Raw genomic sequence first — 25,898 nt, 5'->3', positions numbered from 1 at the left:
GCCGGCCCGGCTCGCGACGGAGGTCTCGCGAGCCGGGCCGGCCTGGGCGTGTCCCGCGCCCATGTCCACTGGTGCGGCGATCACCCGGTCAAGCGGTCACCCGACATGACCATCCCGGGAGGTCGTTCGCCCCGCATCAGCGGTAGTCCCTATGTGTTTCCCGACCCCAGGGGTCAGAGCGCGACGCCGTGCGCCCGCAGGTAGGCGACCGGGTCGATGTCCGAGCCGTACTCCGGACCGGTACGGATCTCGAAGTGCAGGTGCGGGCCGGTCACGTTGCCGGTCGCACCGGAGAGGCCGATCTGCTGGCCGACGGTGACGGTCTGACCGATGGTCACACCGATCACCGAGAGGTGCGCGTACTGGGCGTAGTGACCGTCGGCGAGCTTGATCTCGACCTCGTTGCCGTAGGCGCCGCCGTTGCCGGCCTTCACCACGACACCGTTGGCGACCGCGCGCAGCGGGGTGCCGGTGGCGGCGACGAAGTCCTGGCCGGTGTGGTGGCCGGAGGCCCACATGGAGCCCGCGACACCGTAGGCCTCGCCGAGCACCGGGTGGGCCAGCGGGGCGACGAAGCCGGAGGTGCTGGCGGCGGCCGGGGCGGCGGTCACGGCGGCGGCCGGCTTCGGCGCGACGGCGGTCTGCACCTGGGTCTGCACCGGGGCGGCCGGCTTGGCGGCCTCGGTCTTCACCTGCGGCTTGACGGCGGGTGCGGCCGGCTTGGCCGGGGCGGCGTCCGAGGACGGCGCGGCCGGGGCCGCGGCCTGGTGGCCGGCCAGCGCGAGCTGCTGACCCGGGAAGATCAGGTTCGGGTTGGCGCCGACGACCTCGCGGTTGTGCTCGTACAGCGCCTGCCAGCCGCCGTCGACCTGCTTGGCCTCGGCGATCTTCGACAGGCTGTCACCGCTGACGACGCGGTAGCTCTCGTGCGCCTTGGCGGCGGCCGGGGCGGCCGGGGCGGCCGGAGCGGCCGGCTTGGCGTCGACGCTGGTGGCGCCGGTCCAGCTGGAGGTGTGCGCGACCGGGGCGGCCGGGGTGGTGTGGGCCGAGGCGCTCATCGCGGTCACGAGCGGAAGGGCGAAGGAGACGCCGGTGACGGCGGTGGCGATGCCGATGCGGGCGGCGCGGGGCAGGGTGATACGACGAGCCTGAGCAGGCATGGAAGTTTCCTCTCCGACGCCTGCGAGGTGAGCTGTCGGGTTCGGGCTGGAGTTCGCCCGGCCGCATGTGCGGCTTCACCCCAAGCCGGTCCTGGAATTCGGCACGTGAAAGCGCGTGAATTCCTGTCCGGCGACTTACCTGTGGGTCCCCCGCTCCTGCCGTACAGAGTTCGTTTCGAACCACCGGGCAGCGGCAGGACTCGGCGTTCCACCCGGTGGATCCGTCCGGGCTGGCCGGGCGGTCGCTGAACTAAAACCCATCCGTCCGGGTGAAGCAATGTCGATCTCCCGAATCCGCGTCGATTCCGCGGAATGCGGTGACGCTGCGGATGATCGGCTGCACAGTACGTGCACAATCCATTGACCCGGTGCCACTGATCCAGCACGCTGCGCCGAAACCGTCAGCGCAGCGCACCCGCTCGATCACGCACCGCGATCCACCGACACGCCCCCGGTGACCCTTGTCACGTCAGCCCCGTCGGGCGCAGGATCAGGCCGTGACCACCTCCGCCGCCGGCACCCTGCGCCTGGGCACCGCGCAGGGACGCTGGGTACTTCTGGCAACCGTGCTCGGCTCCAGCATGGCGATGCTCGACGGCACCGTGGTGAACGTCGCCCTGCCCCGGATCGGCACCGACCTCGGCGCCTCCCTCGCCTCCCTCCAGTGGACGCTCAACGCCTACCTGCTCACCCTCGCCGGGCTGATCCTGCTCGGCGGCGCACTCGGCGACCGGTACGGCCGGCGCCGGGTCTTCCTGATCGGCGTGGTCTGGTTCGCCGCCGCCTCCGCGGCCTGCGCCGCCGCGCCGACCATCGACGTGCTGATCGCCTCCCGCGCCGTGCAGGGCATCGGCGGGGCGCTGCTCACCCCGGGTTCGCTCGCCATGCTCCAGGCGGTCTTCCACCCGGAGGACCGCTCGGCCGCGGTCGGCCTCTGGTCGGGCCTGGGCGGGGTGTCGGCCGCGGTCGGCCCCTTCCTCGGCGGCTGGCTGGTGGACGGCCCCGGCTGGCGGTGGATCTTCCTGCTGAACCTGCCGCTCGCCGCCGCCGTCGTCGCGGTGACCTCCCGGTTCGTCCCGGAGAGCCGGGACGAGAGCGCGACCGGCCGCTTCGACGTGCCCGGCGCGCTGCTCGCCGCGCTCGCCCTCGGCGCCGTCACCTACGCACTGACCGCGGCCGGCGAGGGCCTGTCCCCCGGCGTCTGGCTCACCGGGGCGACCGGGGTGGTGCTCGGCATCGCCTTCCTCCGGGTGGAGCGCCGCGCGCCGGAGCCGATGCTGCCGCTCGGCCTCTTCTCCTCCCGGCTGTTCACCGCCGTGAACCTGGTCACCCTCTGCGTGTACGCGGCGTTCAGCGGCGTGTTCTTCCTGCTGGTGGTGCAGTTGCAGATCGTCGCCGGGTTCTCCCCGCTGGTCTCCGGGCTGGCGCTGATCCCGATCACCGTGCTGATGCTGGCCCTGTCGGCCCGGGCCGGGCGGCTCGGCAAGCGGATCGGCCCGCGGATCCCGCTGACCGTCGGCCCGCTGCTGTGCGCCGCCGGGGTGCTGCTGATGCTGCGCATCGGCCCCGGCTCCTCCTACTGGGTGGACGTGCTGCCCGCCGTCACGGTGATGGGCTGCGGCATGGTGCTGCTGGTCGCGCCGCTGACCGCGACCGTCCTGGCGGCCGTCGAGGTCCGGCACGCGGGCATCGCCAGCGGCGTCAACAACGCCGCCGCCCGCGCCGCCGGGCTGCTCGCCGTCGCCGCGCTCCCCGCGCTGGCGGGTCTGAGCGGCGACGCCTACCGGGTGCCGTCGGCCGTCGACTCGGCCTTCCACACCGCGATGCTGATCTGCGCCGGGCTGCTGGCCGGCGGCGGGCTGATCGCCTTCACCACCGTCCGGGGCAACGTGCTGGCGCCCGAGGACCACCCGGTGGCCGAGCCGGACTGCGAGTGGTGCTGCGGCACCACCCCGCCGCTCGACCCGGGCCACGTCCACACGCACGAGGGCCCCGCCACCGGAACGGCGGCAGGGCCCTCGGAGAGCTGACCTAGAGCCTCCGGCGATTGCGTCAGAGGATGTCGCCGGGCGCGTACTTGGCGGCCTCCGGGTAGGCGGCCGCGACGGCCTCCACCTGGCGGACCACCTCGGCGACCTGGGCGCCGGCCGCACCGGTGAAGGAGAGCCGGTCGGCCAGCAGCGCGTCCAGCGCGGCCCGGTCCAGCGGGATGCGCTCGTCGGCGGCCAGCCGGTCCAGCAGCTCGTTCTCCCGGGCGCCCGCGCGCATCGCCAGCGCGGAGGCGACGGCGTGCTCCTTGATGACCTCGTGCCCGGTCTCCCGGCCGACGCCCGCGCGCACCGCGCCCATCAGCACCTTGGTGGTGGCGAGGAACGGCAGGTAGCGGTCCAGCTCGGCCTCGACCACGGCCGGGAAGGCGCCGAACTCGTCGAGGACGGTCAGGAAGGTCTCCAGCAGGCCGTCGAAGGCGAAGAAGGCGTCCGGCAGCGCGACCCGGCGCACCACCGAGCAGGAGACGTCGCCCTCGTTCCACTGGTCGCCGGCCAGCTCGCCGGTCATCGAGGCGTAGCCGCGCAGGATGACGGCGAGGCCGTTGACGCGCTCGCAGGAGCGGGTGTTCATCTTGTGCGGCATCGCGGAGGAGCCGACCTGGCCCTCCTTGAAGCCCTCCGTGACCAGCTCGTGGCCGGCCATCAGGCGGATGGTCTTGGCCAGGCTGGACGGCGCGGCGGCCAGCTGGACGAGGGCGGTGAGCACCTCGAAGTCCAGCGAGCGCGGGTAGACCTGGCCGACGCTGGTCAGCACGTTGTCGAAGCCGAGGTGGCCGGCCACCCGGCGCTCCAGCTCGGCCAGCTTCTCGGTGTCGCCACCGAGCAGGTCCAGCATGTCCTGGGCGGTGCCGACCGGGCCCTTGATCCCGCGCAGCGGGTAGCGGGCGATCAGCTCCTCCAGGCGGCGGAAGGCGACCAGCAGCTCGTCGGCGATCGACGCGAAGCGCTTGCCCAGGGTGGTGGCCTGCGCGGCCACGTTGTGCGAGCGACCGGCCATGACCAGCTCGGAGTGCTGCGCGGCCAGACCGGCCAGGCGGACCAGCACGGCCACCGTGCGGTCGCGCACGTGCTCCAGCGACTGACGGATCTGCAGCTGCTCGACGTTCTCGGTCAGGTCCCGGGAGGTCATGCCCTTGTGGATCTGCTCGTGCCCGGCGAGCTCGCTGAACTCCTCGATGCGGGCCTTCACGTCGTGGCGGGTGATCCGCTCACGGGCGGCGATCGAGCCGAGGTCGACCTGGTCGATCACCCGCTCGTAGTCGGCGACGGCCTCGGCCGGCACCTCGACGCCGAGGTCCTGCTGGGCCTTCAGGACGGCGAGCCACAGGTGGCGCTCGAGGACCACCTTGTGCTCGGGGGACCAGAGCTGGGCCAGGGTCGCCGAGGCGTACCGGGAGGCCAGGACATTGGGGATCTGGGGCTTCGCGCTCACGCTTCGCAAGCCTAACAGCCGAGGTCACGCCAAACGTCGGCGGACCGGCTAGGCTGGGCCGGTTGAACGTCAATCAGGTGACGCTCCACAAACTTCTCGCCGCAAGGATACCACATCGATGCATGGATTTCCAGCGGAACCCGCACTCACCGAGGCACTGCACACCGAACAGGCCCACCTCACCCGGCTCTACGCACGCCTGGACACCGCCCGGGCCCAGGCCCGCCGCACCCGCGACCACGCCTTCGACGAGGCCGCCGCCGGCGGCACCCACCAGGCCCGGCTCGAACGCGAGGTGCGCGCCCGCGAGGCCGCCGACCGCGCCGCCCGGCTGGAGGCCGTCGAACGCGGCCTCTGCTTCGGCCGGCTCGACGAGCGCGACGGCACCGTCCGCTACCTCGGCCGCATCGGCCTGACCGACGAGGCCCACGAGCCGCTTCTGCTCGACTGGCGTGCCCCCGCCGCCCGGCCGTTCTACACCGCCACCCCGGCCCGCCCCGGCCCCGTGCTGCGCCGCCGCCACCTGCACACCCGCGGCCGCACCCTCACCGGCCTGGACGACGAGGCGCTCGACCTGGCCGGCCTCGACGAGTCCGGCCGCCACACCCTGGTCGGCGAGGCCGCCCTGCTCGCGGCACTGAACCGCACCCGCACCGGCCGGATGGGCAGCGCCGTCGCCACCATCCAGGCCGAACAGGACCGGGTGATCCGCGCCCCGCTGCCCGGCGCCCTGGTCGTCCAGGGCGGCCCGGGCACCGGCAAGACGGTCACCGCCCTGCACCGCGCGGCCTACCTGCTGTTCACCCACCGCGCCACGCTCCAGCGGCGCGGCGTCCTGGTGGTCGGTCCGGGCCCCGGCTTCCTGCGCTACATCGACGAGGTGCTGCCCGCCCTCGGCGAGAGCGAGGTCGTGCTGCGCACCGTCGGCGAGCTCTACCCCGGCATCACCGCCACCCGCACCGACGCCCCCGCCACCGCCGTCGCCAAGGGCGGCCGCCGGATGGCCGAGGTCCTGCGCCGCGCCGTCGCCGCCCACCAGTGCGCGCCCGCCACCGGCCTCGACCTCGGCGAGGGGCTGCGGGTCTCCGCCCGTGCCTGCGCCGAGGCCCGGGACGCCGCCCGCGGTCTGCGGCTGCCGCACAACCGGGCCCGCGCGTACTACCTGCGCACCCTGCTCGACGCCCTGGCCATCGCCCAGGCGCTCACCCTCGGCCGCCCGTACGACGAGGAGGAGGCGCACCACGCTCCGCGCGAGCTGTGGGCCCGCCCCGAGATCCGCGCCGTCCTGGATCCGCTCTGGCCCCTGCTCACCCCGCAGCAGTTGCTCGAACGGCTGCTCACCGAGTCCGAGTTGCTCGCCGAGGCGGCCCCCGAGCAGCAGACCGCCCTGCTCCGCCCGCCCGGCTCCCCGTGGACCGTCGAGGACGTCCCGCTGCTGGACGAGGCCGCCGAGCTGCTCGGCACCGAGACCCCCGCCCGGGACGACGAGGAGAGCCCGCACGACGAGGAACTCGCCTACGCCCGGGGCGTGTTGACCATCACCGGGCAAAGCGGCAACGCACTCCTCGACGCGCGCTCACTGGCCGAACGCTTCCAGGACGACGGCCCGCTCCGTTCCACCGCCGAACGCGCCGCCGCCGACCGCACCTGGGCGTACGGCCACGTCGTCGTGGACGAGGCGCAGGAGCTCTCCGCGATGGCCTGGCGCGCCGTGCTGCGGCGGGTCCCGACCAGCTCGCTCACCGTGGTCGGCGACCTCGCCCAGACCGGATCGCCCGCCGGCGCCCGCAGTTGGGCCGAGATGCTCGACCCGCACCTGCCCGGCCGCTGGCGCGAGGAGCGACTGACCGTCAACTACCGTACGCCCGCGCCGATCATGGCGCTCGCAGCCGCCGTGCTGCGCACCGTCACGCCCGACCGGCAGCCGCCCGAGTCGATCCGCCCCGGCAGCGGACGCCCGCGCGCGGTGGCCGTCCCGGACGCCGACTTCGCCGCCGCCCTCGCCCGACTCCCCACTCCCGTCGGCACCCTGGGCGTGATCGCGCCGGACGACCTGGCGGACAGCCTGGACGCGCTCACCGTCGCGGCGTGCAAGGGGCTGGAGTTCGACGCCGTCGTGGTGGTCGAGCCGGCCGCGATCCTCGACCGGCCCGGGCACGGCGCCCGCGACCTCTACGTCGCCCTCACCCGCGCCACCCGCACGCTGACCCTGCTCCACCACCGCCCGCTGCCCCCGGTGCTCGCCGGGGCGCTGTGACCACGGCCGGCCGGGCGGGGCGTGCCGTTACGCGCCGCCCGCCCGGCCGGCCAGCACCGGCAGCACCTGGGCGCAGATCGAGTGCAGCGCGATCCGCTGCTCGTCGGTCATCGCCTCGAAGGCCTGGTGGGTGCGGGCCATCTCGCCGCGGATGCGGGCCAGCGCCTCACGGCCCTCGTCCGTGATCACGACGATCTTCACCCGGCGGTCGCCGGCCGCCGCCGCGCGGTGGGCCAGCCCCAGCGACTCCAGCCGGTCGACGATCCCGGTGACGTTCGAGGCGTCACAGCCGAGCCGGCCGGCCAGCGCCCGCATCGGCACCGGCTCCTGCACCGCGCCCAGCGCCTTGGCCTGCGAGGAGGAGAGCCCGTGCCGGGCCGCGGCCGCCGCGAAGTCCTGGAAGTAGGCGGCACCGACGGAGGCCAGCACCTCCATCAGATCGGCGTTGGTCGGTACGGTCGTCGTCGCTGTCGAACCCATGGTGCCCAGGGTACGGCCGAGTGCTTCACCAACTCAAGCTTTGACCACGGCAACCGTCGCCCGGCCGGCCCGGCACCGGACGAGGTCAGAGCACCAGCTGGTCGAACAGCCGCCGCAGCTCCGACTCCGGGTCCGCGGTCAGCCCGGTGTGCACCGGGCCTGGCTGGACGATCGCACTGCGCGGAGCGGTCAGCCAGCGGAACCGCTGACCGGGGCTGTCCGCGGCCGCCGGGCCGGCCTGCGGGCCGCCCGCGCACACCGCCTCGATCCCGTGCAGCGCCCGCCGCACCCCCTGCACGTCCGCCACCGGGTCCAGCGCCAGCAGCCGGGCCTGGTCCAGGTGCGTCCGGGCGGCCAGCTGCGCGTTCTGCCGGCAGTACAGCAGCACGCCCACGTTCACGCACTCGCCGCGCTCCACCCGGGGCACCGCGCGGATCACCGCGTACTCGTAGTCGTGCAGCTCCACGGTGGCCGGCAGCGCGGGCGGCACGGCGGACGGCGTCAGCTCGGTCATGCGGGCACCTCCGGCAGCCAGTCACGCGGACCGGCCAGTCGCTCGGTCAGCTGGGCGCGGTACGCGGCGCGCACCGCCTCGGGCGAGTCGAACCCGGGCTCGTCCACCAGCCAGACCTCCGGGATCTGCGCCACCGCGGCCTCGATCGCCGCCTCGGCGAGCGGCGCCAGTTCCTTGTCGGCGGCCGCCAGGTCCGGCCGGGCGGCCAGCAGCGCGTGGTCCGAGGCGTCGTACGGGCGGCGGATCCAGGAGGCCGCGCCGGCCCAGTTGTGGTGGAAGATCAGGCTCGCGCCGTGGTCGATCAGCCGCAGCCCGCCGGTCGCCACCAGCAGGTTGGGATTGCGCCAGGACCGGTCGACGTTGCCGATCAGCGCGTCGAACCAGAGCACCTGCCCGGCCAGTTCCGGATCCACCTCGAAGCAGAGCGGGTCGAAGTTGAGCGCCCCGCTGACGAAGGCCATCCCGAGGTTGGTCCCGCCGCTGGCCCGCATCTGGTCCTGGATCTGGTGGTCCGGCTCGCTCCGGGCGAGCACCGGGTCCAGGTCGACGGTCACCAGCTCCGGCACCGGCAGCCCCAGCCGCCGCCCCAGTTCCCCGGCCAGCACCTCGGCCACCAGGGCCTTCCGGCCCTGCGCCGCGCCGACCCATTTCAGCGCGTACAGCCGCCGGTCGTCGGCCTCGACCAGGCCCGGCATCGAGCCGCCTTCTCGCAGTGGGGTCACATAACGGACCGCCGTCACCTCGGGGAGCACGCCCGACAGCTTATCGGTGCCCACGCCCCAACCCGATCTCCCCCAACCCCCCGGCCTCTCCAGCCCACCGGCTTCCCCAACCCACCGCCACCATCAGCCCCGCCCCGGTGGCAGCCCCCGCTGCTCCGTGCGAGTGTGGCGGACAGTAACGGGGACCTGCACGGTACGACCTGCACGACAAAGGGATGAGCGATGGAACGACCTCGGATCCTGATCGTGGGCGGTGGCTTCGCCGGCCTTGAGTGCGCCCGCCGCCTCGAACGCAAGCTCGCGCCGTCGGAGGCCGAGATCTCGCTGGTCACGCCGTTCAGCTACCAGCTGTACCTCCCCCTCCTCCCGCACGTCGCCGCCGGCGTGCTCACCCCCCAGTCGGTGGCCGTCTCCCTGCGCCGCAGCCTGCGCCGCACCCACATCGTCCCCGGCGGCGCCATCGGCGTGGACCCGGCCGCCAAGGTCTGCGTGGTCCGCAAGATCACCGACGAGGTGGTCGCGCAGCGGTACGACATCCTCGTGCTCGCCCCCGGCAGCGTCACCCGCACCTTCGACATCCCCGGCCTGACCGACTACGCCCGCGGCATGAAGACACTCGCCGAGGCGACCTACGTCCGCGACCACGTGATCGCCCAACTCGACCTCGCCTCGGCCACCTTGGACCAGAAGGAGCGCGAGTCCCGGCTCCAGTTCGTGGTGGTCGGCGGCGGCTACGCGGGCACCGAGACGGCCGCCTGCCTCCAGCGGCTGACCACCGCCGCCGCCCTGCGCTACCCGCGCCTGGACGCCCGGCAGATCAAGTGGCACCTGATCGACATCGCCCCGAAGCTGATGCCGGAGCTCGGCGACGCGCTGGGCACGGCCGCCCTGGAGGTGCTGCGCGGCCGCGGCATCGAGGTCTCGCTGGGCGTCTCGGTGGCCGAAGTCGGCGCCGAGTCCGTCAAGTTCACCGACGGCCGGGTGCTCCCCTGCCGCACCCTGATCTGGACGGCCGGGGTGGCCGCGAGCCCGCTGATCGGCACCCTGGACGCCGAGACGGTCCGCGGCCGGATCGCGGTGACGGCGGAGATGCGGGTGCCGCAGTTCGAGGGCGTGTTCGCGCTGGGCGACGCGGCGGCTGTCCCGGACCTCGCGAAGGGCGACGGCGCGGTCTGCCCGCCGACCGCCCAGCACTCGGCCCGGCAGGGCCGCGCGGTGGCGAACAACGTGATCGCCGCGCTCCGCAACCAGCCCCTGGAGCCCTACTACCACAAGGACTTGGGCCTGGTGGTGGACCTCGGCGGCAAGGACGCGGTGTCCAAGCCGATCGGGGTGGAGCTGCGCGGGGTGCCGGCCCAGGTGGTGGCCCGCGGCTACCACATCATGGCGATGCGGACCAACGCGGCCAAGTTCCGGGTCGGCGCGAACTGGCTGCTGAACGCGACCGCCGGGGACGACTTCGTCCGGACCGGCTTCCTTGCCCGACAGCCCGCCCGACTGCGCGACTTCGAGTACACCGACGCGTACTTGACGAAGGATCAGGTCCGCGCCCACGCCCAGGCCCTGCTCGCCAAGGGCTGACCGGACGCCCGTGCCCGGCGCCCCTCACCCACCACGGGGTGAGGGGCGCCGGGCACGACGCCGTCACGTCACTTCGCGGTGAGGTACATCCCGCCGCTGTCCTGCCCGGCGGTGTTGCGGCACGCGTAGTTGCCGCTGCCGCGCCCCCACAGCAGGGTCAGGCAGCGCCCGAGCGCCTGCTGCCCGTAGTAGTTGGGGTGCATCGACTCCTGGAGCACGCCCTGGGTGGAGTTGAGGCCGCCGTCCAGGAAGCGCGCCCATTCGCTGGTGGTCGCGGACGGGCCGGAGGTCGAGGTCGGCTGCCGGGTGGCCGTCGAGCAGACCTCGCGGCCCTGGAGCATGTCGGAGAGGTCGAGGAACTGCGCACCCTTCGAGGCGGCGACCCCGGCCAGCGCCTGGGAGATCTGCGGCACCATGCTGTCCCGCGCCCAGTCGGCGTCCCCGTCCCAGAACGGGCAGCCGCCGGTGTTGGAGCGGGTCCAGCCGCTCTCCGGGTACCGCATCTCGGTGCTGCGCGGAATCGGCGACGGGTAGGACTGCAGCACCAGGCGGTAATCCCCTTGCGCGTAGCCCGCGTTGGACATGACCGCGCGGATCTCGTCGATGGCCTTGCCGACCCCGGCCATCGCGTCGGGCAGCTTGGCGTCGATCGCGGCCTGCTGGTCGTCGTGGCAGTACGAGTACCAGATCAGGTAGTCCTGCACGCAGGTGGAGATGACGTCGCTGAAGCCGAGGTCGTTGCCGCCGATCGACAGGGTGATCAGCTTGACGTTGTTCTGCCGTGCCACGGTGGCGAGTTGGTCGGCCTGCGGGGCCTCGCCCTTGTACGACTGGCCGCCGTTGACGGCGCGGAAGACGTTCGCGGTGACGGCGCCGGAGCAGGCCAGGTTGATCTCGTTCTGCGCCCCGGTGGAGGCGCTGATCACCTCGGCGACGTCGGAGCGGTCGCAGCCGCTCGCGGCGGTGGCGCCGTAGATCTTCGACGGGTCGTACGAACTGCCCGTCCAGGCACGGTCGGTGCCGTTGCGGGCGCCGCTGGTGCCGGCGGCGTTGCCCATCCAGCGGCCGGCCTCGCCGGAGATGTAGCTGTCGCCCAGCGTGACGCTGGTCGTCGGCCCGCTCGGCACGAGGGTGGTGGCCGCACTGGCGGGGGCGGCGGCCGCGAGGCCACCGGCCACCAGGCCGCCGGCGGCGAGCGGGAGGGCGAGGGCTGCGGTGAGCAGCCGTCGGCCGAGTCGAGGGGTGCTGCGAATGATGCTCGAACTGTTTTCGGGCACGGCGGAACTCCTGCGGCTCGGTCTCCCCGTGGTGGGGACGGGAAGACGCGTAGGTGAGGGTGGGCCGCCGGCCGGTGGCGCGATGAAGATGACATGCGCGCGCTAGTTACCGCTAGGTATCTGCACCAGGTTTCCGCTTTGTTACCGACGGGTTCAGACCATCCCGCGCACAGGGTTACCGACGGGTTCACTCGCGTGACCACCGGCCCCAAGATCGTTACTGCGCAGTGCAGTTCCGCCACCCCAGGGTTACCGCCCGCCCCGGAAGCCCCCGGAAGCCGCCCTCGGACCAGCCGTCCCTGGTCCGACCAGCCGCCCTCAGACCAGCCGCGGTCCGACCCCTCCCGCCCTCAGCACGCCCGCCAGGTCCTCGGCCAGCCGCCGGGCGTCCGCCGGCTCCAGGCAGGCCACCGTGATCCGCATCCCCGGCGGCGACTGGATCCGGTACCGCGCGCCGGGCGCCGCGACCCAGCCGCGCTGCACCAACGCCGCCAGCGCCGAGGTCTCGTCCGGCACCGGCACCCAGACGTTCAGCCCGCTCTCGCCGTGCGCCTCGATCCCGCGCGCGGCCAGTTCGCCGAGCAGCGCGTCCCGGCGGGCCCGGTACACCCCGGCGACCCGGGCGACCGGCGCCGCGTCGGTGCGCCACAGCTCGGCGACGGTGCGCTGGAGCAGGTGGCTGACCCAGCCGGCGCCGAGCCGCAGCCGCCCGCTCACCCGTCCGATGGTGTCCGGGTCGCCGACCGCCACCGAGAGCCGCAGGTCCGGCCCGTACGCCTTGGCCGCCGAGCGCACCACCGCCCAGTGCCGGGAGCCGGCGCCCACCAGCGGGTGGTACGGCTGGTCGACCATGCCGTGCCCGTGGTCGTCCTCGATCAGCAGCACCCCGGGGTGCCCGGCCAGGACGGCCCGCAGCTCCTCGGCCCGGCCAGCCGTGAGCGCGGCGCCGGTCGGGTTCTGCGCCCGGGAGGTGACCACCACCGCGCGGGCACCCTCGGCGAGCGCCGCGGCGAGCGCGTCGGGCAGCGGGCCCCGGTCGTCCAGCCGGACGGGCAGCGGCCGCAGCCCGAGCGCGGGCAGCAGGTCGAGCAGGCTGCCCCAGCCCGGGTCCTCGACGGCCACCGCGTCGCCGGGGCGCAGCCGGGTGGCGAGGATCCGCTCGATGGTGTCGAGCGAGCCGGAGGCGACGGCGATCGGGCCGCCGGGCAGGCCGTCGGCCTCGAAGGAGGCGCCGGCGAGGGCGAGCAGTCCGGGGTCGACGGCCGGGTGCCCGTACAGCACGGGGTCGGTCCGGGCGGCCTCGGCGGCGGCCGCGAGGGCCGGGGCGAGGTCGGGCAGCAGCGCCGGGTCCGGGTTTCCGGCGGACAGGTCGCGGGCGTGCGGCGGGACGGGGATCCGGATCTGGTCGCGCGAGGTCAGCGCGGGTCTGGGGAGGATGCGGCTGCCCTTGCGACCGGCGGTCTCGATCACCCCGCGGTCGCGCAGCAACCGGTAGGCGGCGGCGACGGTGTTGGGGTTGACCCCGAGTTCGGCGGCGAGGTCGCGCAGCGGGGGGAGCGCGGTTCCGGGCGCGAGCCGCCCGTCGCTGACGCCCTGTTCGATGTGGGCGGCGATTTCGCTGGCGCGTCGCCCTTTCAGCGGATAGTCTCCTAGCACAAAGCAAATTATGCACTAGTACATAGAGGTTGTCATGTCGACCGCTGCCGAGGGCCCCGCCAGCTACTCCCGTACCCCCCGCACCACCCCCACCCGTTACAAGGACCGTGCCACCTGGGAGCAGGAAGCGATCCACGACATCCTCGACAGCGCGTACATCTGCCACCTCGGCTTCGTCGCCGACGGCGCCCCGGTCGTCCTGCCCACCATCTACGCCCGGGTCGGCAGCCGGCTCTACGTGCACGGCTCCACCGGCAGCCGCCCGCTGCGCGGCGCCTCCGGCGAGCAGGGCATGCCGGTCTGCATCACCGTCACCCTGGTCGACGCCCTGGTGCTGACCAAGTCCGCGTTCAACCACTCGGTCAACTTCCGCTCGGTGGTGGCCCACGGCACGGCGTACCAGGTCACCGACCCCGAGGAGCTGGACGTCGCGCTGGCCGCGCTGGTCGACCACGCCGTCCCCGGCCGCTCCGCCGAGGTCCGCCCGGCCAACCCCAAGGAGCTCGCCGCCACCGCCGTCATCCGGCTGGAGCTGGACGAGGTCTCGGCCAAGACCCGCAACGACGGCGCCGACGACGACCCGGCCGACCTCGACCTGCCGTACTGGGCCGGCCTGATACCGGTCACCACCGTGCACGGCACCCCCGAGCCGGGCGAGCACACCACCGTTCCGCTGCCCGCGCACCTCAGCGCCTACCCGCGCTGAAGGAGGCCCGTCGATGCTGATCAGGTCATGGGACCGGGGTGACGAGGCCGAGTGGCGCGCCTGGCTGGCCGAGGGCCGGGACTTCGGCCTGCTCGCCGCCAACGGCGGGCCCGGCCAGGGTCCCGTCCTGGTCCCCACCCACTTCCTGCTGGACGCCGACCGCGGCGAGATCCTGCTCCACCTCGCCGCACCCAACCCGCTGCTGGCCGCCATCCGGGCCGATCCCCAGGTGACCCTCGCGGTCACCGACGACTACGCCTTCGCGCCGGGCCACTGGCGCGGCCAACCGGGCACGCCGACCAGCTACTACGCGTCCGTCCACTTCCACTGCACCGCCGAGGTCGTCGAGTCCGCCGCGGGCAAGGCGGAGATCCTCAACCGCCAGCTGGCGCACTTCCAGCCCGAGACCCCGGACACCCGGGTGGTGCCCGGCGAGGGCGAGTTCTCCCGGCTGCTCCCCGGCCTGCGCGGGCTGCGGCTGACGGTCGATGAGGTGCGCGCCAAGTTCAAGTACGACGACAAGAAGCCGGTCGGCGAGCAGTCCGCGATCGCCGACCGCCTCGCCGACCGCGCCCGGGGCCACGGCGGCCGGCGCGACCAGGACGCCGCCGCCCGCACCCAGCTGCTGCGCCGCCACCAACGCCGCGCGGGCTGACCCCCAGCACAAGCCGCCCCGGCGCAAGCCACCCCGCGCACGCCCCCGGACTGACCCCGGATCACCCGATCGGTCCCCGTGTCGGGCAGGGCGCCCCGGCCGCTGCTCGAATGTGAGACGAGCCCTGCCCACTCGCGGTCGGAGCGGGCCCGTCCACCTCGGGGAGCGCGCTTGTCCACACTCAAGAGCCAGCGGGCCGCCGGCGAGGCCCACCTCGGGCACGTGGTGTTCATCTCGGCGGCCGCCGCGATGGGCGGGTTCCTGTTCGGCTACGACAGCGCGGTGATCAACGGTGCCGTGACGGGCATCCAGAAGCACTTCGGGGTGGGCAACGGCGAGACCGCCTTCGTGGTGGCCATCGCCCTGCTCGGCTCGGCGGCCGGCGCGGTGGCCGCGGGCCGGCTGGCCGACCACCTCGGCCGGGTGCGCACGATGCTGCTGGCCGCGACGCTGTTCGCGGTCAGCGGCATCGGCTCGATGTTCCCGCCGAGCATCCAGGTGCTGGCCACCTGGCGGGTGGTCGGCGGCGTCGCGATCGGCATCGCCTCGGTGATCGCCCCGACCTACATCGCCGAGGTCGCGCCGACCGCCTACCGGGGCCGGCTCGCCTCCTTCCAGCAGCTGGCGATCGTGCTCGGCATCACCGTCTCCCAACTCGCCAACTGGGCGCTCAACCAGGCCGCCGGCGGCGAGTCCACCGGCCACCTCGGCGGCATCCAGGCCTGGCAGTGGATGCTCGGCGTGGAGGCGGTCCCGGCCCTGGTGTACGGGCTGATGGCGCTCGCCATCCCGGAGTCGCCGCGCTTCCTGATCGCCGACCACCGCGAGCCGCAGGCCCGCCGGGTGCTGCGCGAGGTGGAGGGCGAGGGGGTCGACCTGGACGCCCGGGTCGCGGAGATCCGCGCGGTGCTGGAGTCCGCCCACAAGCCCCGGGCGCGCGACCTCCTCGGCGGTCGGTTCGGCCTGCTGCCGATCGTCTGGGTCGGCATCGGCGCCTCGGTGTTCCAGCAGTTCGTCGGCATCAACGTGATCTTCTACTACTCGTCCTTCCTCTGGCAGTCGGTCGGCATCAACGAGTCCAACTCCCTGCTGATCAGCCTCTCCACGTCGATCGTGAACGTGATCGGCACGGTGATCGCGATGGTGCTGGTGGACCGGATCGGCCGCAAGCCGCTCGCCCTGGCCGGCTCGGCCGGCATGGCGCTCGCGCTGGCCACCGCCGCCTGGGCGTTCTCCTACCGGGAGGGCACCGGCGACACCGCGACCCTCGACAACACCCACGCCACCGTCGCCCTGGTCGCCGCGCACGTCTTCGTGCTCTGCTTCGCCTTCTCCTGGGGTGTGGTGGTCTGGGTGCTGCTCGGCGAGATGTTCCCCAACCGGATCCGGGCGCTCGCGCTGTCCGTCGCCGCCTCGGCCCAGTGGATCGCCAACTGGGCCATCACCGTCAGCTTTCCGGACCTCGCCGACTGGAACCTCTCGGCGACGTACGTGATCTACGCCGTGTTCGCACTGCTCTCCATCCCGTTCGTGGCCTACTGCATCAGGGAGACCAAGGGCCGCGCCCTGGAGGAGATGGGCTGAGCCACCCGCCCCGGCGGCCCCCGTCCCGGCAGCCCCAGACCCGGCAGCCCCCCCGCCGCCCGCCGCCCCCGTCCTGTCCGAACTCCCGCCGCGCGCGGGCCGATCCACCGAGAGGAAGCCATGCCCGACCAGCGCGGCTCCCGGCAGAACGTCACCTTCCCGAGCAACGGCCGTACCGCGCACGGGTACCTGGCCCGCCCGCCGAGTGGCGTCGGCCCCGGCCTGGTGGTGGTGCAGGAGTGGTGGGGGCTCACCTCGCACGTCGCCTCGATGGCCGACCGCTTCGCCGCCGAGGGCTTCACCGTCCTCGCCCCCGACCTGTTCGGCGGCGCCACCACCCACGACCGCACCGAGGCAGCCCGACTCAAACGCGAACTCCCGGTCGAGCAGGCCGTGGTGGACCTCTCCGGGGCCGTCGACCACCTGCTCGCCATGGACGGCGTGGTCGGCGACGCGGTCGGCGCGGTCGGGTTCTGCATGGGCGGCGGCTTCGCCCTGCTGCTGGCCGCCCGGGCCGGCGACCGGGTCGCCGCCGTGGTGCCGTTCTACGGCCTGCCGCCCGACCCGGACTTCGACTACCGCGGCCTGACCGCCCACGTCCTGGGCCACTTCGGCGAGCACGACCGCTCGATCCCGATGACCGCCGTCGACGAGGCCGCGATCCGGATCGGCGAGGCCACCGACGTCCGCCCCGAGATCCACTTCTACCCGGCCGGGCACGCCTTCATGAACGACGAGAACCTGCTCGGCACCTACGACCCGCTCCAGGCCGGGATCGCCTGGCGCCGCACCGTCACCTTCCTCCAGGGCCACCTCGGCTGAGCAGTCGTTCCCCTCCCGAATGCGCGGTCGTTCCCGGCCCGAATTCCGATGGACACCGGTACGAACTCCCGCCATAGTCACCCGCGTGCCGACCCGACCCCCGACCCAGCCCCCGCAGCCCCGCCGCCTCGCCTGGGCGAGCCGCAACTTCCGCATCCAGACCACCGCCACCGTGATCAGCGGTGTCGGCAACGCCGGCGCCCCCATCGCCACCGCGTTCGCCATCCTCGGCACCGGCGGCTCCACCGCCGAGGTCGGCTACGTCACCGCCGCCCGCCTGCTGCCCACCGTCCTGCTGCTGGTGGTCGGCGGCGCCCTGGCCGACCGGCTGCCGCGCCACCACGTCATGGTCGCCGCCAACCTGTTCAGCGGCGTCGCGCAGGCCGTCCTGGCCGCGCTGGTGCTGGCCGGCGACGTCCGGCTCTGGCAGCTGCTGGTGCTCTCCGCCGCCGGTGGTGCCGGGTACGCGCTCTACTCCCCCGCCTCCGGCGGCATGATCCTGCAGAGCGTCTCCCAGGAGCACGCCACCCGGGCCTTCGCGGTCTACCGGATGGGCCAGAACGCGGCCCAGATCGGCGGCGCCGCCCTCGGCGGCGCGCTCACCGCCGCCGTCGGCCCCGGCTGGGTGCTCGCCCTGGACGCCGGCTGCTTCCTCGTCGCCGCCGCGCTGCGCTTCCTGCTGGAGGCCGAGGCCGCGCCCGCCCCCGAGGGCGGCGGCGGCATGCTGCGCGACCTGCGCGAGGGCTGGCGCGAGTTCGCCTCCCGGCGCTGGCTCTGGGTGGTCGTGCTGCAGTTCTCCGTCCTGGTCGCCTGCACCGGCGCGGTCGAGTCGGTGTACGGGCCGGCCGTCGCCGAGGAGCGGCTCGGCGGCGCGCGCGACTGGGGCCTGGCCATGGCCGCCTTCGGGGTCGGGCTGGTGGTCACCGGCGTGCTGATGGCCCGCTGGCGGCCGCGCCGGATCCTGCTGGTCGGCAACTGGGGGGTGTTCCTGTTCGGGGTGCCCGCCCTGGCGCTGGCCTTGGCGGCGCCGCTGCCGCTGCTCGCGGCGGCGATGTTCCTGTCCGGCGCCGGCGTCACCGTCTTCGGCGTCAACTGGATGGTCGCGCTCCAGCAGGAGATCCCCGAGGAGATGTTCTCCCGGGTCGCCGCGTACGACGAGCTCGGCTCGTACTCGCTGGCCCCGGTCGGCACCGCGCTGGCCGGCCCGGCCGCCGACGCGCTCGGCCTGACCGGCGCGCTCTGGGCCTGCGCGGTGGCCTGCCTGCTGCTCAGCGCCGCCGTCCTGCTGGAACCCCAGGTCCGCCGACTCACCCGCCGGCCCGCCCACCGGAGCACCACGGACGCACCGGTGCCCGCCGTCGAGCCCGCGCCCGCGCCGTGAGCGCCCCGTGCGCCCCGCGTGCGCCCGCCGATGAGCAACCTGTGGTGCGCCGGGTGCGTCCGACCAGGTGAGTCACACCACCGTTCCTGGGGGGCCACCGGTGCCGAAGCCACTGCTGCTCCTGGACGTCGACGGCGTCCTGAACCCGGTCTGTCCCCATCCCGACGCCGGGTTCGACACCCACACCCTGCTCGGCTACTCGGTGCTCCTCTCCCCCCGGCACGGCGAGTGGCTGCGCGAACTCGCCGCCGTCTACGACCTGGTCTGGGCCACCACCTGGGAGGAGGACGCGAACACCCACATCGCCCCGGCGATCGGCCTGCCCACGCTCCCGGTGGTCCGCTTCACCGGCTACGTCCCGCGGCCCGACGATCCGCGCGTCCCGCTGATGGAGCTGTTCTCCGCCCGCAAGTGGGCTCCGCTGCTGCGCCACGCCGCCGGCCGCCCGTTCGCCTGGGTGGACGACGTCATCCCGCGCCGACTGGTCCGCGGTTCGCTCTGGCGCCGCGACCGCCTGCTGCTGCCGATCGACCCGGGTCAGGGCCTGGAGCGCCGGCACGTCGACCGGCTGCTCGCCCGCCCGCCGCGCGCCCCGGCCGTGCCGCTGCGGCTCAGGGGGTCGGGGTCGGCAGCCAGCTGACGTGCCCGGCGAGCAGCGCGTACCCGACGAAGGCCACCGTGTCGATCAGCGCGTGCGCCACCACCAGCGGCATCACCCGCCCCCACCGCCGGTACAGCAGGCAGAACACCGCGCCCATCACCATGTTGCCGACCAGCCCGCCGACCCCCTGGTACAGGTGGTACGAGCCGCGCAGCACCGAGCTGGCCGCCACCGCCGCCGGCCAGGACCAGCCCCGCTGGGTGAGCCGGCGCAGCAGGTAGCCGAGGACGACGACCTCCTCCAGGATGGCGTTCTGCCACGCGGACAGCACCAGCACCGGCACCCGCCACCACACGTCCGGCAGCCCGGACGGCGCCACCGTCAGGTTGTACCCAGCCGCCTGCGAGGCCAGGTACAGCGCCAGCCCGGAGCCGCCGATGGCGGCCGCGACGGCCGCCCCCCGCCCGAGGTCGCGCAGCTTCTGCCGGAGGTCGAAGCCCAGCACCCGCAGTGACACGCCCTCGCGCACCAGCAGGTACCCGACCAGCACCACCGGCATCAGGCCCTTGCCGATGTAGTAGAGCTGCCACGCCAGGTCCAGCCAGGGCCGACCGGGCGCGCGCGAGCCGTTCAGGGTGGCGACCTGCTGACCGAGCTTGAGCGGTTCGGTGAGCGAGCCCGCGAAGCTGATCAGCGCCCCGATCCCGCTGGCCCCCAGGGAGAGGCCGAGGACGATCAGCAGTTCGACGCCGAGCAGCCGGCGCGTGGGCTGCGCGGTCTCCGGTGCGGTCGGGACGGTGGTCACGGGTGGCTCCAGCGGGCGGGCGTCGCTCCGGCCGTCGGCCGACCGCCGGAGCGATCATCCTGACACAGCGGCCGGAGGGGCTGTCCGGCGGATCTCGTCGGATCGGACCGCGACGTCAGCCCACCGGCCAGGTGTGCACCGGCTCACCCCCGCGCATGTACTCGGCGTAGCGCCGGGTCATCGCCGCGAGCGCCGCCGTTCGGTCCATCCCGTACTGCTCGCGCAGCCGGTGGAAGGTGGCGCTCTGCCAGGCCGCGCCGTTGGTCCGGCGCAGGCAGCGCTGCTCGATGATCCCCAGGTAGCGGTCCCGGTCGGCGGGCTCCACGCCCCACTCGTCGAGCCCCTGGTACGCCATCGGCAGCAGCTCGTTCAGCACCAGGTCGACGGCGGACACCGTGGTCAGCCCGCCGCCGCGGCCGGCCCGGCCGGAGCGCGGCCACTGGAAGACGGCGTCGATGCCGTAGCGCGCGCCCTGCCGGAAGTTCTCGTCCGCCCGCTCGAACGGCAGCCGGGTCCAGACCGGTTTGGGCTGCTCGGCGAGCACCCGCACCAGCCCGTAGTAGAAGGCGGCGTTCGCCAGCGTGTCGGCCACCGTCGGCCCGGCCGGCAGCGCCCGGTTCTCCACCCGCAGGTGCGGCACCCCGCCGTGCACGTCGTACACCGGGCGGTTCCAGCGGTAGATGGTGCCGTTGTGCAGCCGCATCTCGGCGAGCCGGGGCGCGCCGCCGGAGGCGAGCACCTTCAGCGGGTCCTCGTCGTCGCAGATCGGCAGCAGCGCCGGGAAGTACCGCAGGTTCTCCTCGAACAGGTCGTACACCGAGTCCACCCAGCGCTCGCCGAACCAGGTGATCGGGCGCACGCCCTGGGCCTTGAGCTCCGCCGAACGGGTGTCACAGGCCTGTTGGAAGAGCACCGGCCGGGTCTCCCGCCACAGCTCCCGGCCGAACAGGAAGGGCGAGTTGGCACCGAGCGCGAGCTGTGGCCCGACCAGCGCCTGCGCCGCGTTCCACACCGAGGAGAAGCGCTCCGGGGTGACCTGGAGGTGCAGCTGCAACGAGGTCGCGGCCGCCTCCGCCACCATGGTGATGGACTCCAGCTGGAGGTGTTCGACGCCCTCGATGTCCAGCGAGATGTCCTCGCCCCGGGCCGCCAGGATCTGGTCGCTGAGCAGGCTGTACCGCTGGTTGTGGGACATCGCGTCCAGGCCGGTGTGGTCGAGCTCCAGCGTCGGCAGGATGCCCACCATGACGATCCGGGCACCGGCCTCGGCGGCCCGCCGGTCGGCGTAGCGCAGCCCGGTGTCGATCTCCTCGCGCAGTTCCTCGAAGACGTGCCCGCAGAGCCGGTGCGGCACGATGTTGACCTCGATGTTGAACTGGCCCAGCTCGGTCTGGAAGTCGCTGGATCCGATCGCGCTCAGCACCTGCGCGTTGCGCAGCGCCGGCAGGCCCTGCTCGTCGGCCAGGTTGAGCTCGATCTCCAGGCCCATCACCGCGCGCGGGCGGTCGAAGCGGTCCTCGCGCAGCATCCGCCCGAGCGCGTCGAGGCAGGCCTGGAGCTTGCGCCGGTACAGCTGCCGGTCCGCCAGATCCGCCCGAGTCGCCACGACCTTCTCGCCCATGGTCCCCTCCTCGTGAGCCGCCGGCCGTCCGACCGTGCAAGCATCATGCCCACCTCGAAGATCGATACCCGAACGGTTGTACTGGCTTGCAATGCAAGGCAACTGACGGAGTTTCAGAGGAACTACCGACTTGCTCGACGCCACCGCCTGTGATAAACAGGTCACCCTGCGCATCTGTTCGATATAGGATCCGCACTGCGCTCCGGCCGGTCCGCACTCCTGCCCCGAGGCCCTCGTCGACGGCAGCGACCGCGCCGGCACCGCGATCATGCACAACCGGACACGGCCAGGTCCCGTCACCGATGACACCCCGCGCCACGCCGGTATGCCGCACTCGCACGCCGATCTCTCGCACGGAGAGGCGACCTCGCCATGACTCTGCAGACCCCTCAGCCCCCGCCCAGCGCCCTGCGCGCGGTCCTCGCCGCGCTCGACTCGGAGGACGCGCTGCGCCAGCCCGCCGCCGCCGCGCTCTGCCATCCGGCCGGCCCGCTGCTGCCCGCGCACCCGCTCGCGGTCCACGTCCTGGACGGGCCGCGGCCCGAGCTCACCGCCGCCCGCCGGACGGGCTGGCGGTTCCTGATCAAGGACGGCGCCGAGGTGGCCGCCGCCGCCGAGGTGGTCCAGGGCGTCGCGGGCCACACCTTCTCCCACTTCACCGCCGGCCCCTATCTCGACTCGACGGTCCGGGCGCTGCGCGAGGCCTGGCAGATCGCCCAGGGCTCCCGGGTCCGCCAGCAGCCCCGGCTGCTGACCTTCCCCGGCCAGTACGCGACGGCACTGTGGCTGCACAGCCCCGACGCCGGCCCGGCCGCCGATCTGCTGATCCCGCTCGCCCCGGCCCCGCTCGGGGTCACCGCGCACCGCGCGTACCCGGCGGCCGAGCTGCTGCCGCTGCTCGCCCGCGCCCCGCTCGCCCGACCGCTGCTGCTCGGCTCCTCCTGAGCCCGGCCACCCGGACGGGTCATCGGGCATGGCCTCTTCGGGCCATGCCCCAGCTGACCCGTCGGTGCGTGTTTTCCTCACCGGCCCACCTGAACGGGTGATCTCTGCCCGGGAGTTGTGGCGCATGTCACGAAATCGCTGCGCGCGCGTCCGCAGATGCCGACACTGGGAACCAGCGTGGAAGGACCACCTGTCCTACCCACTTGAGCGCCGGTCCACACCTGGTCGGCGCGCGGACAGGATCCGGCCACCGCGGCGGCTCCGACGGCCCCGACCGCCGGCACCGCATCACGGGGAGGATCGCAGAGCGAAGCGAGGGTACGCGTATGTGCCAGCACCGTCCTGAGTGCCCGTCGGCCGAGTCCGAGGACCGCGAGGCGGCCGTGCCGGTGGCCTGCCACCCGGAGCAGGGTTGGAGCCTGCTCTGCAACGGCGTCGTCATGTTCGAGGACACCGGAGAGCTGCTGCCCGACGGCCGGGTGATCGCCCCGCGCCGCCCCATCGCGCACGCGGCCTGACCCCGCCCGGTCGGACCGCACCGGCGGGGGCAGCCGCCACGACGACCACGGGCAGGGCCCCGGCGGAAACGATTCCGCCGGGGCCCTGCCCTGTGACTACCGGGTCACCGCCGTCCGTCGATCAGACGCCGTACTCGTCCAGCGGCGGGCAGGAGCAGACCAGGTTGCGGTCGCCGTACGCGCCGTCGATCCGGCTCACCGGCGGCCAGTACTTGTCCGCCGGGTTCACGCCCGCCGGGAAGACGGCCTCCTGCCGGGTGTAGCCGTGCGCCCAGTCGCCGGCCAGCTCGGCGGCGGTGTGCGGGGCGTTGTGCAGCGGGTTGTCCTCGGCGGCCCACTCGCCCGAGCCGACCTTGTCGATCTCGGCCCGGATCTCGATCATCGCGTCGCAGAACCGGTCGATCTCGTGCAGGTCCTCGGACTCGGTCGGCTCGATCATCAGCGTGCCGGCCACCGGGAAGGACATCGTCGGCGCGTGGAAGCCGTAGTCGATCAGGCGCTTGGCGATGTCGTCCACCGTCACGCCCGTCTCCTTGGTCAGCGGGCGCAGGTCGATGATGCACTCGTGCGCGACCAGCCCGCCCGGGCCGGTGTAGAGCACCGGGAAGTGCGGCGCCAGCCGCTTGGCGATGTAGTTGGCGTTCAGCACCGCGACCTGGGTCGCGTGCTTCAGGCCCTCGCCGCCCATCAGCCGGACGTACGCCCAGGAGATCGGCAGGATCGCGGCCGAGCCCCACGGCGCGGCCGAGATCGGGCCGACACCGGTGGCCGGACCGGCCTCCGCCTGGAGCGGGTGGTTCGGCAGGTACGGCGCCAGGTGGGCGCGCACCGCGACCGGGCCGACGCCCGGGCCGCCACCGCCGTGCGGGATGCAGAAGGTCTTGTGCAGGTTCAGGTGCGAGACGTCCGCGCCGAACTTGCCCGGCTTGGCCAGGCCGACCAGGGCGTTCAGGTTGGCACCGTCCACGTACACCTGGCCGCCGGCCTCGTGCACCAGGGCGCAGATGTTGGTGATCTCGGTCTCGTACACGCCGTGGGTGGACGGGTAGGTGACCATCAGCACGGCGAGGCTGTCGCGGTGCTGCTCGATCTTGGCCTTCAGGTCCTCGACGTCCACGTCGCCGTCGACCAGGGTCTTCACCACGACCACGCGCATGCCGGCCATCACCGCGGAGGCCGCGTTGGTGCCGTGCGCGGAGGACGGGATCAGGCAGACGTCACGCTGGGTGTCGCCGTTCGCCTGGTGGTAGGCGCGGACGGCCAGCAGACCGGCCAGCTCGCCCTGGGAACCCGCGTTCGGCTGGATGGACACCGCGTCGTAGCCGGTCACCTCGACCAGCTGCTGCTCCAGCTGGCGGATCAGGGTGAGGAAGCCCTGGGCCTGCTCGATCGGCGCGAAGGGGTGCAGCTGGCCGAACTCCGGCCAGGTCACCGCCTCCATCTCGGTGGTCGCGTTGAGCTTCATGGTGCAGGAGCCCAGCGGGATCATGCCGCGGTCCAGCGCGTAGTCCCGGTCCGACAGGCGGCGCAGGTAGCGCAGCATGGCGGTCTCCGAGCGGTGGCTGTGGAAGACCGGGTGGGTCAGGTACTCGTCCTCGCGCAGCAGCGCGGCGGGCAGCGTGTCGGCGGCCTCGGCGACCTCGACCGCGGGGACGCCGAACGCGGCCCAGACACCGGCCAGGTGCTCGCGGGTGGTGGTCTCGTCGGCGGAGACCGAGATCCGGTCCTCGCCGTCCTGGTACACGTTGATGCCGTTGGCGCGGGCGGCGGCGGCGATCTCGGCGGCGCGGCCCGGGACGACGGCGGTGACGGTGTCGAAGAACTCGCCGTGCAGCAGCTCCACGCCGCCGGCCCGCAGGCCCTCGGCGAGGGCGGCGGCGTAGCGGTGGGTGCGGCGGGCGATGTCGGCCAGGCCGTCCGGACCGTGGTACACGGCGTACATCGAGGCCATCACGGCGAGCAGCACCTGGGCGGTGCAGATGTTGCTGGTGGCCTTCTCGCGGCGGATGTGCTGCTCGCGGGTCTGCAGCGCCAGGCGGTACGCGCGGTTGCCGTCGGAGTCGATCGAGACGCCGACCAGACGACCAGGCAGCGAGCGGGCGTACTCGGCGCGCACCGACAGGTAGCCGGCGTGCGGGCCGCCGAAGCCCATCGGCACGCCGAAGCGCTGCGAGGTGCCGCAGGCGATGTCGGCGCCGAGCGAGCCCGGCGACTTGAGCAGGGTCAGCGCCAGCAGGTCGGCGGCAACGGCGACGATCGCGCCCAGGCCGTGCGCCTGCTCGATGACGGGGGCGAGGTCGCGGACCACACCGGTGGCGCCCGGGTACTGGAGCAGCACGCCGAACACGCCGCGCTCGGCGATCTCGGCCGGGATGCCCTCGGACAGGTCGGCGACGACGACCTCGACGCCGGTCGGCACCGCGCGGGTGTTGATCACCGCGACGGTCTGCGGCAGGGTCTCCGCGTCGACCAGGAAGACGCCGCCCTTGACCTTGGTGACGCGGCGGGCGAGCGCCATCGCCTCGGCGGCCGCGGTGCCCTCGTCGAGCAGCGAGGAGCCGGAGGTGGGCAGGCCGGTCAGGTCGGAGACCAGGGTCTGGAAGTTGAGCAGCGCCTCCAGGCGGCCCTGCGAGATCTCCGGCTGGTACGGCGTGTAGGCGGTGTACCAGGCCGGGTTCTCCATGACGTTGCGCAGGATCACCGGCGGGGTGAAGGTGCCGTAGTAGCCCAGGCCGATCATCGGCTGGAGCACCTGGTTGCGGCCGGCCAGCTCGCGCAGCTCGGCGAGGACCTGGGCCTCGCTGCGGCCGGCGGGCAGGTCCAGGCCGGTGATCGAGCGGATCGCCTCGGGCACGGCGGTGGCGGCGAGCTCGTCCAGCGAGCCGTAACCGACGTGCGCCAGCATCTTCTCCTGCGCGGCGGCGTCGGGGCCGATGTGGCGGTTCTCGAAGGGGCTGGCCAGCTCAAGCTCGGTGAGGGTCGCGGGGCTCGTGGGGCGTCCCGCGTTCGGCTGGGCGTTCATGGTGGTCGAGGCCTCCTGGTCACGGACCGGCGGGGGTACGCACGCCGGTCGGCCTTCGCCGCTGCGGACAGCGCTTCGGCCTGGGCGGGCGAACCCGACAGGCCTCCC

21 protein-coding genes and 1 riboswitch are annotated in these 25,898 nt (G+C 73.7%); of the genes, 11 read left to right on the top strand and 10 right to left on the bottom strand.

Translation table 11 applies throughout. From position 1 onward, the window contains the following. Positions 1-173: 173 nt before the first annotated feature. Positions 174-1,160 (bottom strand): M23 family metallopeptidase, encoded by a 987-nt coding sequence (locus ABTY15_RS23290; RefSeq protein ID WP_350597460.1) that lies wholly within the window; start codon positions 1,158-1,160, stop codon positions 174-176. 2 nt (positions 1,161-1,162) lie between these two features. Further along, a riboswitch (cyclic di-AMP (ydaO/yuaA leader) is annotated at positions 1,163-1,343 on the bottom strand. Positions 1,344-1,657: 314 nt separating this feature from the next. On the opposite strand from ABTY15_RS23290, the gene ABTY15_RS23285 reads away from it, so the two are divergent. After that, positions 1,658-3,190, top strand: coding sequence for an MFS transporter (locus tag ABTY15_RS23285; protein ID WP_350597453.1), 1,533 nt, complete (start codon positions 1,658-1,660; stop codon positions 3,188-3,190). Between the two features lie 22 nt (positions 3,191-3,212). Here ABTY15_RS23285 and purB read toward each other — a convergent pair whose 3' ends face one another. Then, positions 3,213-4,652: an adenylosuccinate lyase gene (purB, locus tag ABTY15_RS23280; RefSeq protein WP_350597444.1), complete on the bottom strand. Its 1,440-nt coding sequence runs from the start codon at positions 4,650-4,652 to the stop codon at positions 3,213-3,215. A 109-nt stretch (positions 4,653-4,761) separates the two neighbouring features. Here purB and ABTY15_RS23275 point away from each other — a divergent pair, with 109 nt between their 5' ends. Then, positions 4,762-6,900, top strand: coding sequence for a HelD family protein (locus tag ABTY15_RS23275; RefSeq protein WP_350597441.1), 2,139 nt, complete (start codon positions 4,762-4,764; stop codon positions 6,898-6,900). Between the two features lie 27 nt (positions 6,901-6,927). Here the strand turns inward: ABTY15_RS23275 and ABTY15_RS23270 are convergent, their stop codons facing one another. The 3 genes from ABTY15_RS23270 to ABTY15_RS23260 form a co-directional block, all read right to left on the bottom strand. Next, complete coding sequence (locus ABTY15_RS23270; protein WP_350597434.1) at positions 6,928-7,380, bottom strand: MarR family winged helix-turn-helix transcriptional regulator; 453 nt, start codon at positions 7,378-7,380, stop codon at positions 6,928-6,930. An 85-nt stretch (positions 7,381-7,465) separates the two neighbouring features. After that, positions 7,466-7,894: a DUF3037 domain-containing protein gene (locus ABTY15_RS23265; RefSeq protein WP_350597426.1), complete on the bottom strand. Its 429-nt coding sequence runs from the start codon at positions 7,892-7,894 to the stop codon at positions 7,466-7,468. After that, positions 7,891-8,646 (bottom strand): HipA family kinase, encoded by a 756-nt coding sequence (locus ABTY15_RS23260; RefSeq protein WP_350597683.1) that lies wholly within the window; start codon positions 8,644-8,646, stop codon positions 7,891-7,893. The genes ABTY15_RS23265 and ABTY15_RS23260 overlap by 4 nt, the downstream gene beginning before the upstream one ends. A 192-nt stretch (positions 8,647-8,838) precedes the next feature. On the opposite strand from ABTY15_RS23260, the gene ABTY15_RS23255 reads away from it, so the two are divergent. Continuing rightward, a complete protein-coding gene (locus ABTY15_RS23255) occupies positions 8,839-10,197 on the top strand; it encodes an NAD(P)/FAD-dependent oxidoreductase (protein WP_350597422.1) in 1,359 nt (452 codons plus the stop codon). 68 nt (positions 10,198-10,265) lie between these two features. Here ABTY15_RS23255 and ABTY15_RS23250 read toward each other — a convergent pair whose 3' ends face one another. Then, positions 10,266-11,474: a GDSL-type esterase/lipase family protein gene (locus ABTY15_RS23250; RefSeq protein WP_350597418.1), complete on the bottom strand. Its 1,209-nt coding sequence runs from the start codon at positions 11,472-11,474 to the stop codon at positions 10,266-10,268. Positions 11,475-11,792: 318 nt separating this feature from the next. Continuing rightward, on the bottom strand, positions 11,793-13,130 hold the full coding sequence (locus ABTY15_RS23245) for an aminotransferase class I/II-fold pyridoxal phosphate-dependent enzyme (protein WP_350597411.1): 1,338 nt from the start codon (positions 13,128-13,130) through the stop codon (positions 11,793-11,795). Positions 13,131-13,164: 34 nt separating this feature from the next. Between ABTY15_RS23245 and ABTY15_RS23240 the strand changes: the two genes are divergently transcribed. From ABTY15_RS23240 to ABTY15_RS23215, 6 genes are all read left to right on the top strand, one after another. After that, positions 13,165-13,836 carry a pyridoxamine 5'-phosphate oxidase family protein gene (locus ABTY15_RS23240; RefSeq protein WP_350597403.1) on the top strand — a complete coding sequence of 224 codons (672 nt, stop codon included), beginning with the start codon at positions 13,165-13,167 and terminating at the stop codon, positions 13,834-13,836. 13 nt (positions 13,837-13,849) lie between these two features. Continuing rightward, entirely contained in the window at positions 13,850-14,491 is a 642-nt protein-coding gene (locus ABTY15_RS23235) for an FMN-binding negative transcriptional regulator (protein WP_350597397.1), read from the top strand. A 171-nt stretch (positions 14,492-14,662) separates the two neighbouring features. After that, positions 14,663-16,075 (top strand): sugar porter family MFS transporter, encoded by a 1,413-nt coding sequence (locus ABTY15_RS23230; protein ID WP_350597393.1) that lies wholly within the window; start codon positions 14,663-14,665, stop codon positions 16,073-16,075. Between the two features lie 120 nt (positions 16,076-16,195). Then, positions 16,196-16,897 carry a dienelactone hydrolase family protein gene (locus tag ABTY15_RS23225; RefSeq protein ID WP_350597390.1) on the top strand — a complete coding sequence of 234 codons (702 nt, stop codon included), beginning with the start codon at positions 16,196-16,198 and terminating at the stop codon, positions 16,895-16,897. A gap of 85 nt (positions 16,898-16,982) precedes the next feature. Beyond that, a complete protein-coding gene (locus ABTY15_RS23220) occupies positions 16,983-18,278 on the top strand; it encodes an MFS transporter (RefSeq protein WP_350597387.1) in 1,296 nt (431 codons plus the stop codon). 100 nt (positions 18,279-18,378) lie between these two features. Continuing rightward, complete coding sequence (locus ABTY15_RS23215) at positions 18,379-18,918, top strand: HAD domain-containing protein (protein ID WP_350597382.1); 540 nt, start codon at positions 18,379-18,381, stop codon at positions 18,916-18,918. Here ABTY15_RS23215 and ABTY15_RS23210 read toward each other — a convergent pair. Continuing rightward, positions 18,890-19,684 carry a CPBP family intramembrane glutamic endopeptidase gene (locus ABTY15_RS23210; RefSeq protein WP_350597378.1) on the bottom strand — a complete coding sequence of 265 codons (795 nt, stop codon included), beginning with the start codon at positions 19,682-19,684 and terminating at the stop codon, positions 18,890-18,892. The two genes, ABTY15_RS23215 and ABTY15_RS23210, sit on opposite strands and share 29 nt — an antisense overlap. Before the next feature lie 115 nt (positions 19,685-19,799). Beyond that, on the bottom strand, positions 19,800-21,305 hold the full coding sequence (locus ABTY15_RS23205) for a glutamate-cysteine ligase family protein (RefSeq protein ID WP_350597375.1): 1,506 nt from the start codon (positions 21,303-21,305) through the stop codon (positions 19,800-19,802). 372 nt (positions 21,306-21,677) lie between these two features. Between ABTY15_RS23205 and ABTY15_RS23200 the strand changes: the two genes are divergently transcribed. After that, positions 21,678-22,250, top strand: a complete 573-nt coding sequence (locus tag ABTY15_RS23200; RefSeq protein ID WP_350597373.1) for a hypothetical protein — start codon at positions 21,678-21,680, stop codon at positions 22,248-22,250. A gap of 326 nt (positions 22,251-22,576) precedes the next feature. Next, a complete protein-coding gene (locus tag ABTY15_RS23195) occupies positions 22,577-22,768 on the top strand; it encodes a DUF5999 family protein (RefSeq protein WP_350597370.1) in 192 nt (63 codons plus the stop codon). A 121-nt stretch (positions 22,769-22,889) separates the two neighbouring features. Here ABTY15_RS23195 and gcvP read toward each other — a convergent pair whose 3' ends face one another. After that, positions 22,890-25,790, bottom strand: coding sequence for an aminomethyl-transferring glycine dehydrogenase (gene gcvP, locus ABTY15_RS23190; protein ID WP_350597366.1), 2,901 nt, complete (start codon positions 25,788-25,790; stop codon positions 22,890-22,892). Positions 25,791-25,898: the final 108 nt, after the last annotated feature.

The sequence above is a fragment of the Kitasatospora sp. NPDC097643 genome, assembly GCF_040302625.1.
Classification (GTDB): Bacteria; Actinomycetota; Actinomycetes; order Streptomycetales; family Streptomycetaceae; genus Kitasatospora.
Note: the sequence above shows the minus strand (reverse complement) of the source record. Positions and strands in the feature narration are given on the sequence as shown.

Bases quoted from the DNA above. Each gene is read 5' to 3' on its own strand.
- ABTY15_RS23255 (WP_350597422.1), top strand. From the start codon at position 8,839: ATGGAACGACCTCGGATCCTGATCGTGGGCGGTGGCTTCGCCGGCCTT.
- ABTY15_RS23265 (WP_350597426.1), bottom strand. From the start codon at position 7,894: ATGACCGAGCTGACGCCGTCCGCCGTGCCGCCCGCGCTGCCGGCCACC.
- ABTY15_RS23205 (WP_350597375.1), bottom strand. From the start codon at position 21,305: ATGGGCGAGAAGGTCGTGGCGACTCGGGCGGATCTGGCGGACCGGCAG.
- ABTY15_RS23275 (WP_350597441.1), top strand. From the start codon at position 4,762: ATGCATGGATTTCCAGCGGAACCCGCACTCACCGAGGCACTGCACACC.
- ABTY15_RS23240 (WP_350597403.1), top strand. From the start codon at position 13,165: ATGTCGACCGCTGCCGAGGGCCCCGCCAGCTACTCCCGTACCCCCCGC.
- ABTY15_RS23200 (WP_350597373.1), top strand. From the start codon at position 21,678: ATGACTCTGCAGACCCCTCAGCCCCCGCCCAGCGCCCTGCGCGCGGTC.
- ABTY15_RS23235 (WP_350597397.1), top strand. From the start codon at position 13,850: ATGCTGATCAGGTCATGGGACCGGGGTGACGAGGCCGAGTGGCGCGCC.
- ABTY15_RS23270 (WP_350597434.1), bottom strand. From the start codon at position 7,380: ATGGGTTCGACAGCGACGACGACCGTACCGACCAACGCCGATCTGATG.
- ABTY15_RS23290 (WP_350597460.1), bottom strand. From the start codon at position 1,160: ATGCCTGCTCAGGCTCGTCGTATCACCCTGCCCCGCGCCGCCCGCATC.
- gcvP (WP_350597366.1), bottom strand. From the start codon at position 25,790: ATGAACGCCCAGCCGAACGCGGGACGCCCCACGAGCCCCGCGACCCTC.
- ABTY15_RS23195 (WP_350597370.1), top strand. From the start codon at position 22,577: ATGTGCCAGCACCGTCCTGAGTGCCCGTCGGCCGAGTCCGAGGACCGC.
- ABTY15_RS23225 (WP_350597390.1), top strand. From the start codon at position 16,196: ATGCCCGACCAGCGCGGCTCCCGGCAGAACGTCACCTTCCCGAGCAAC.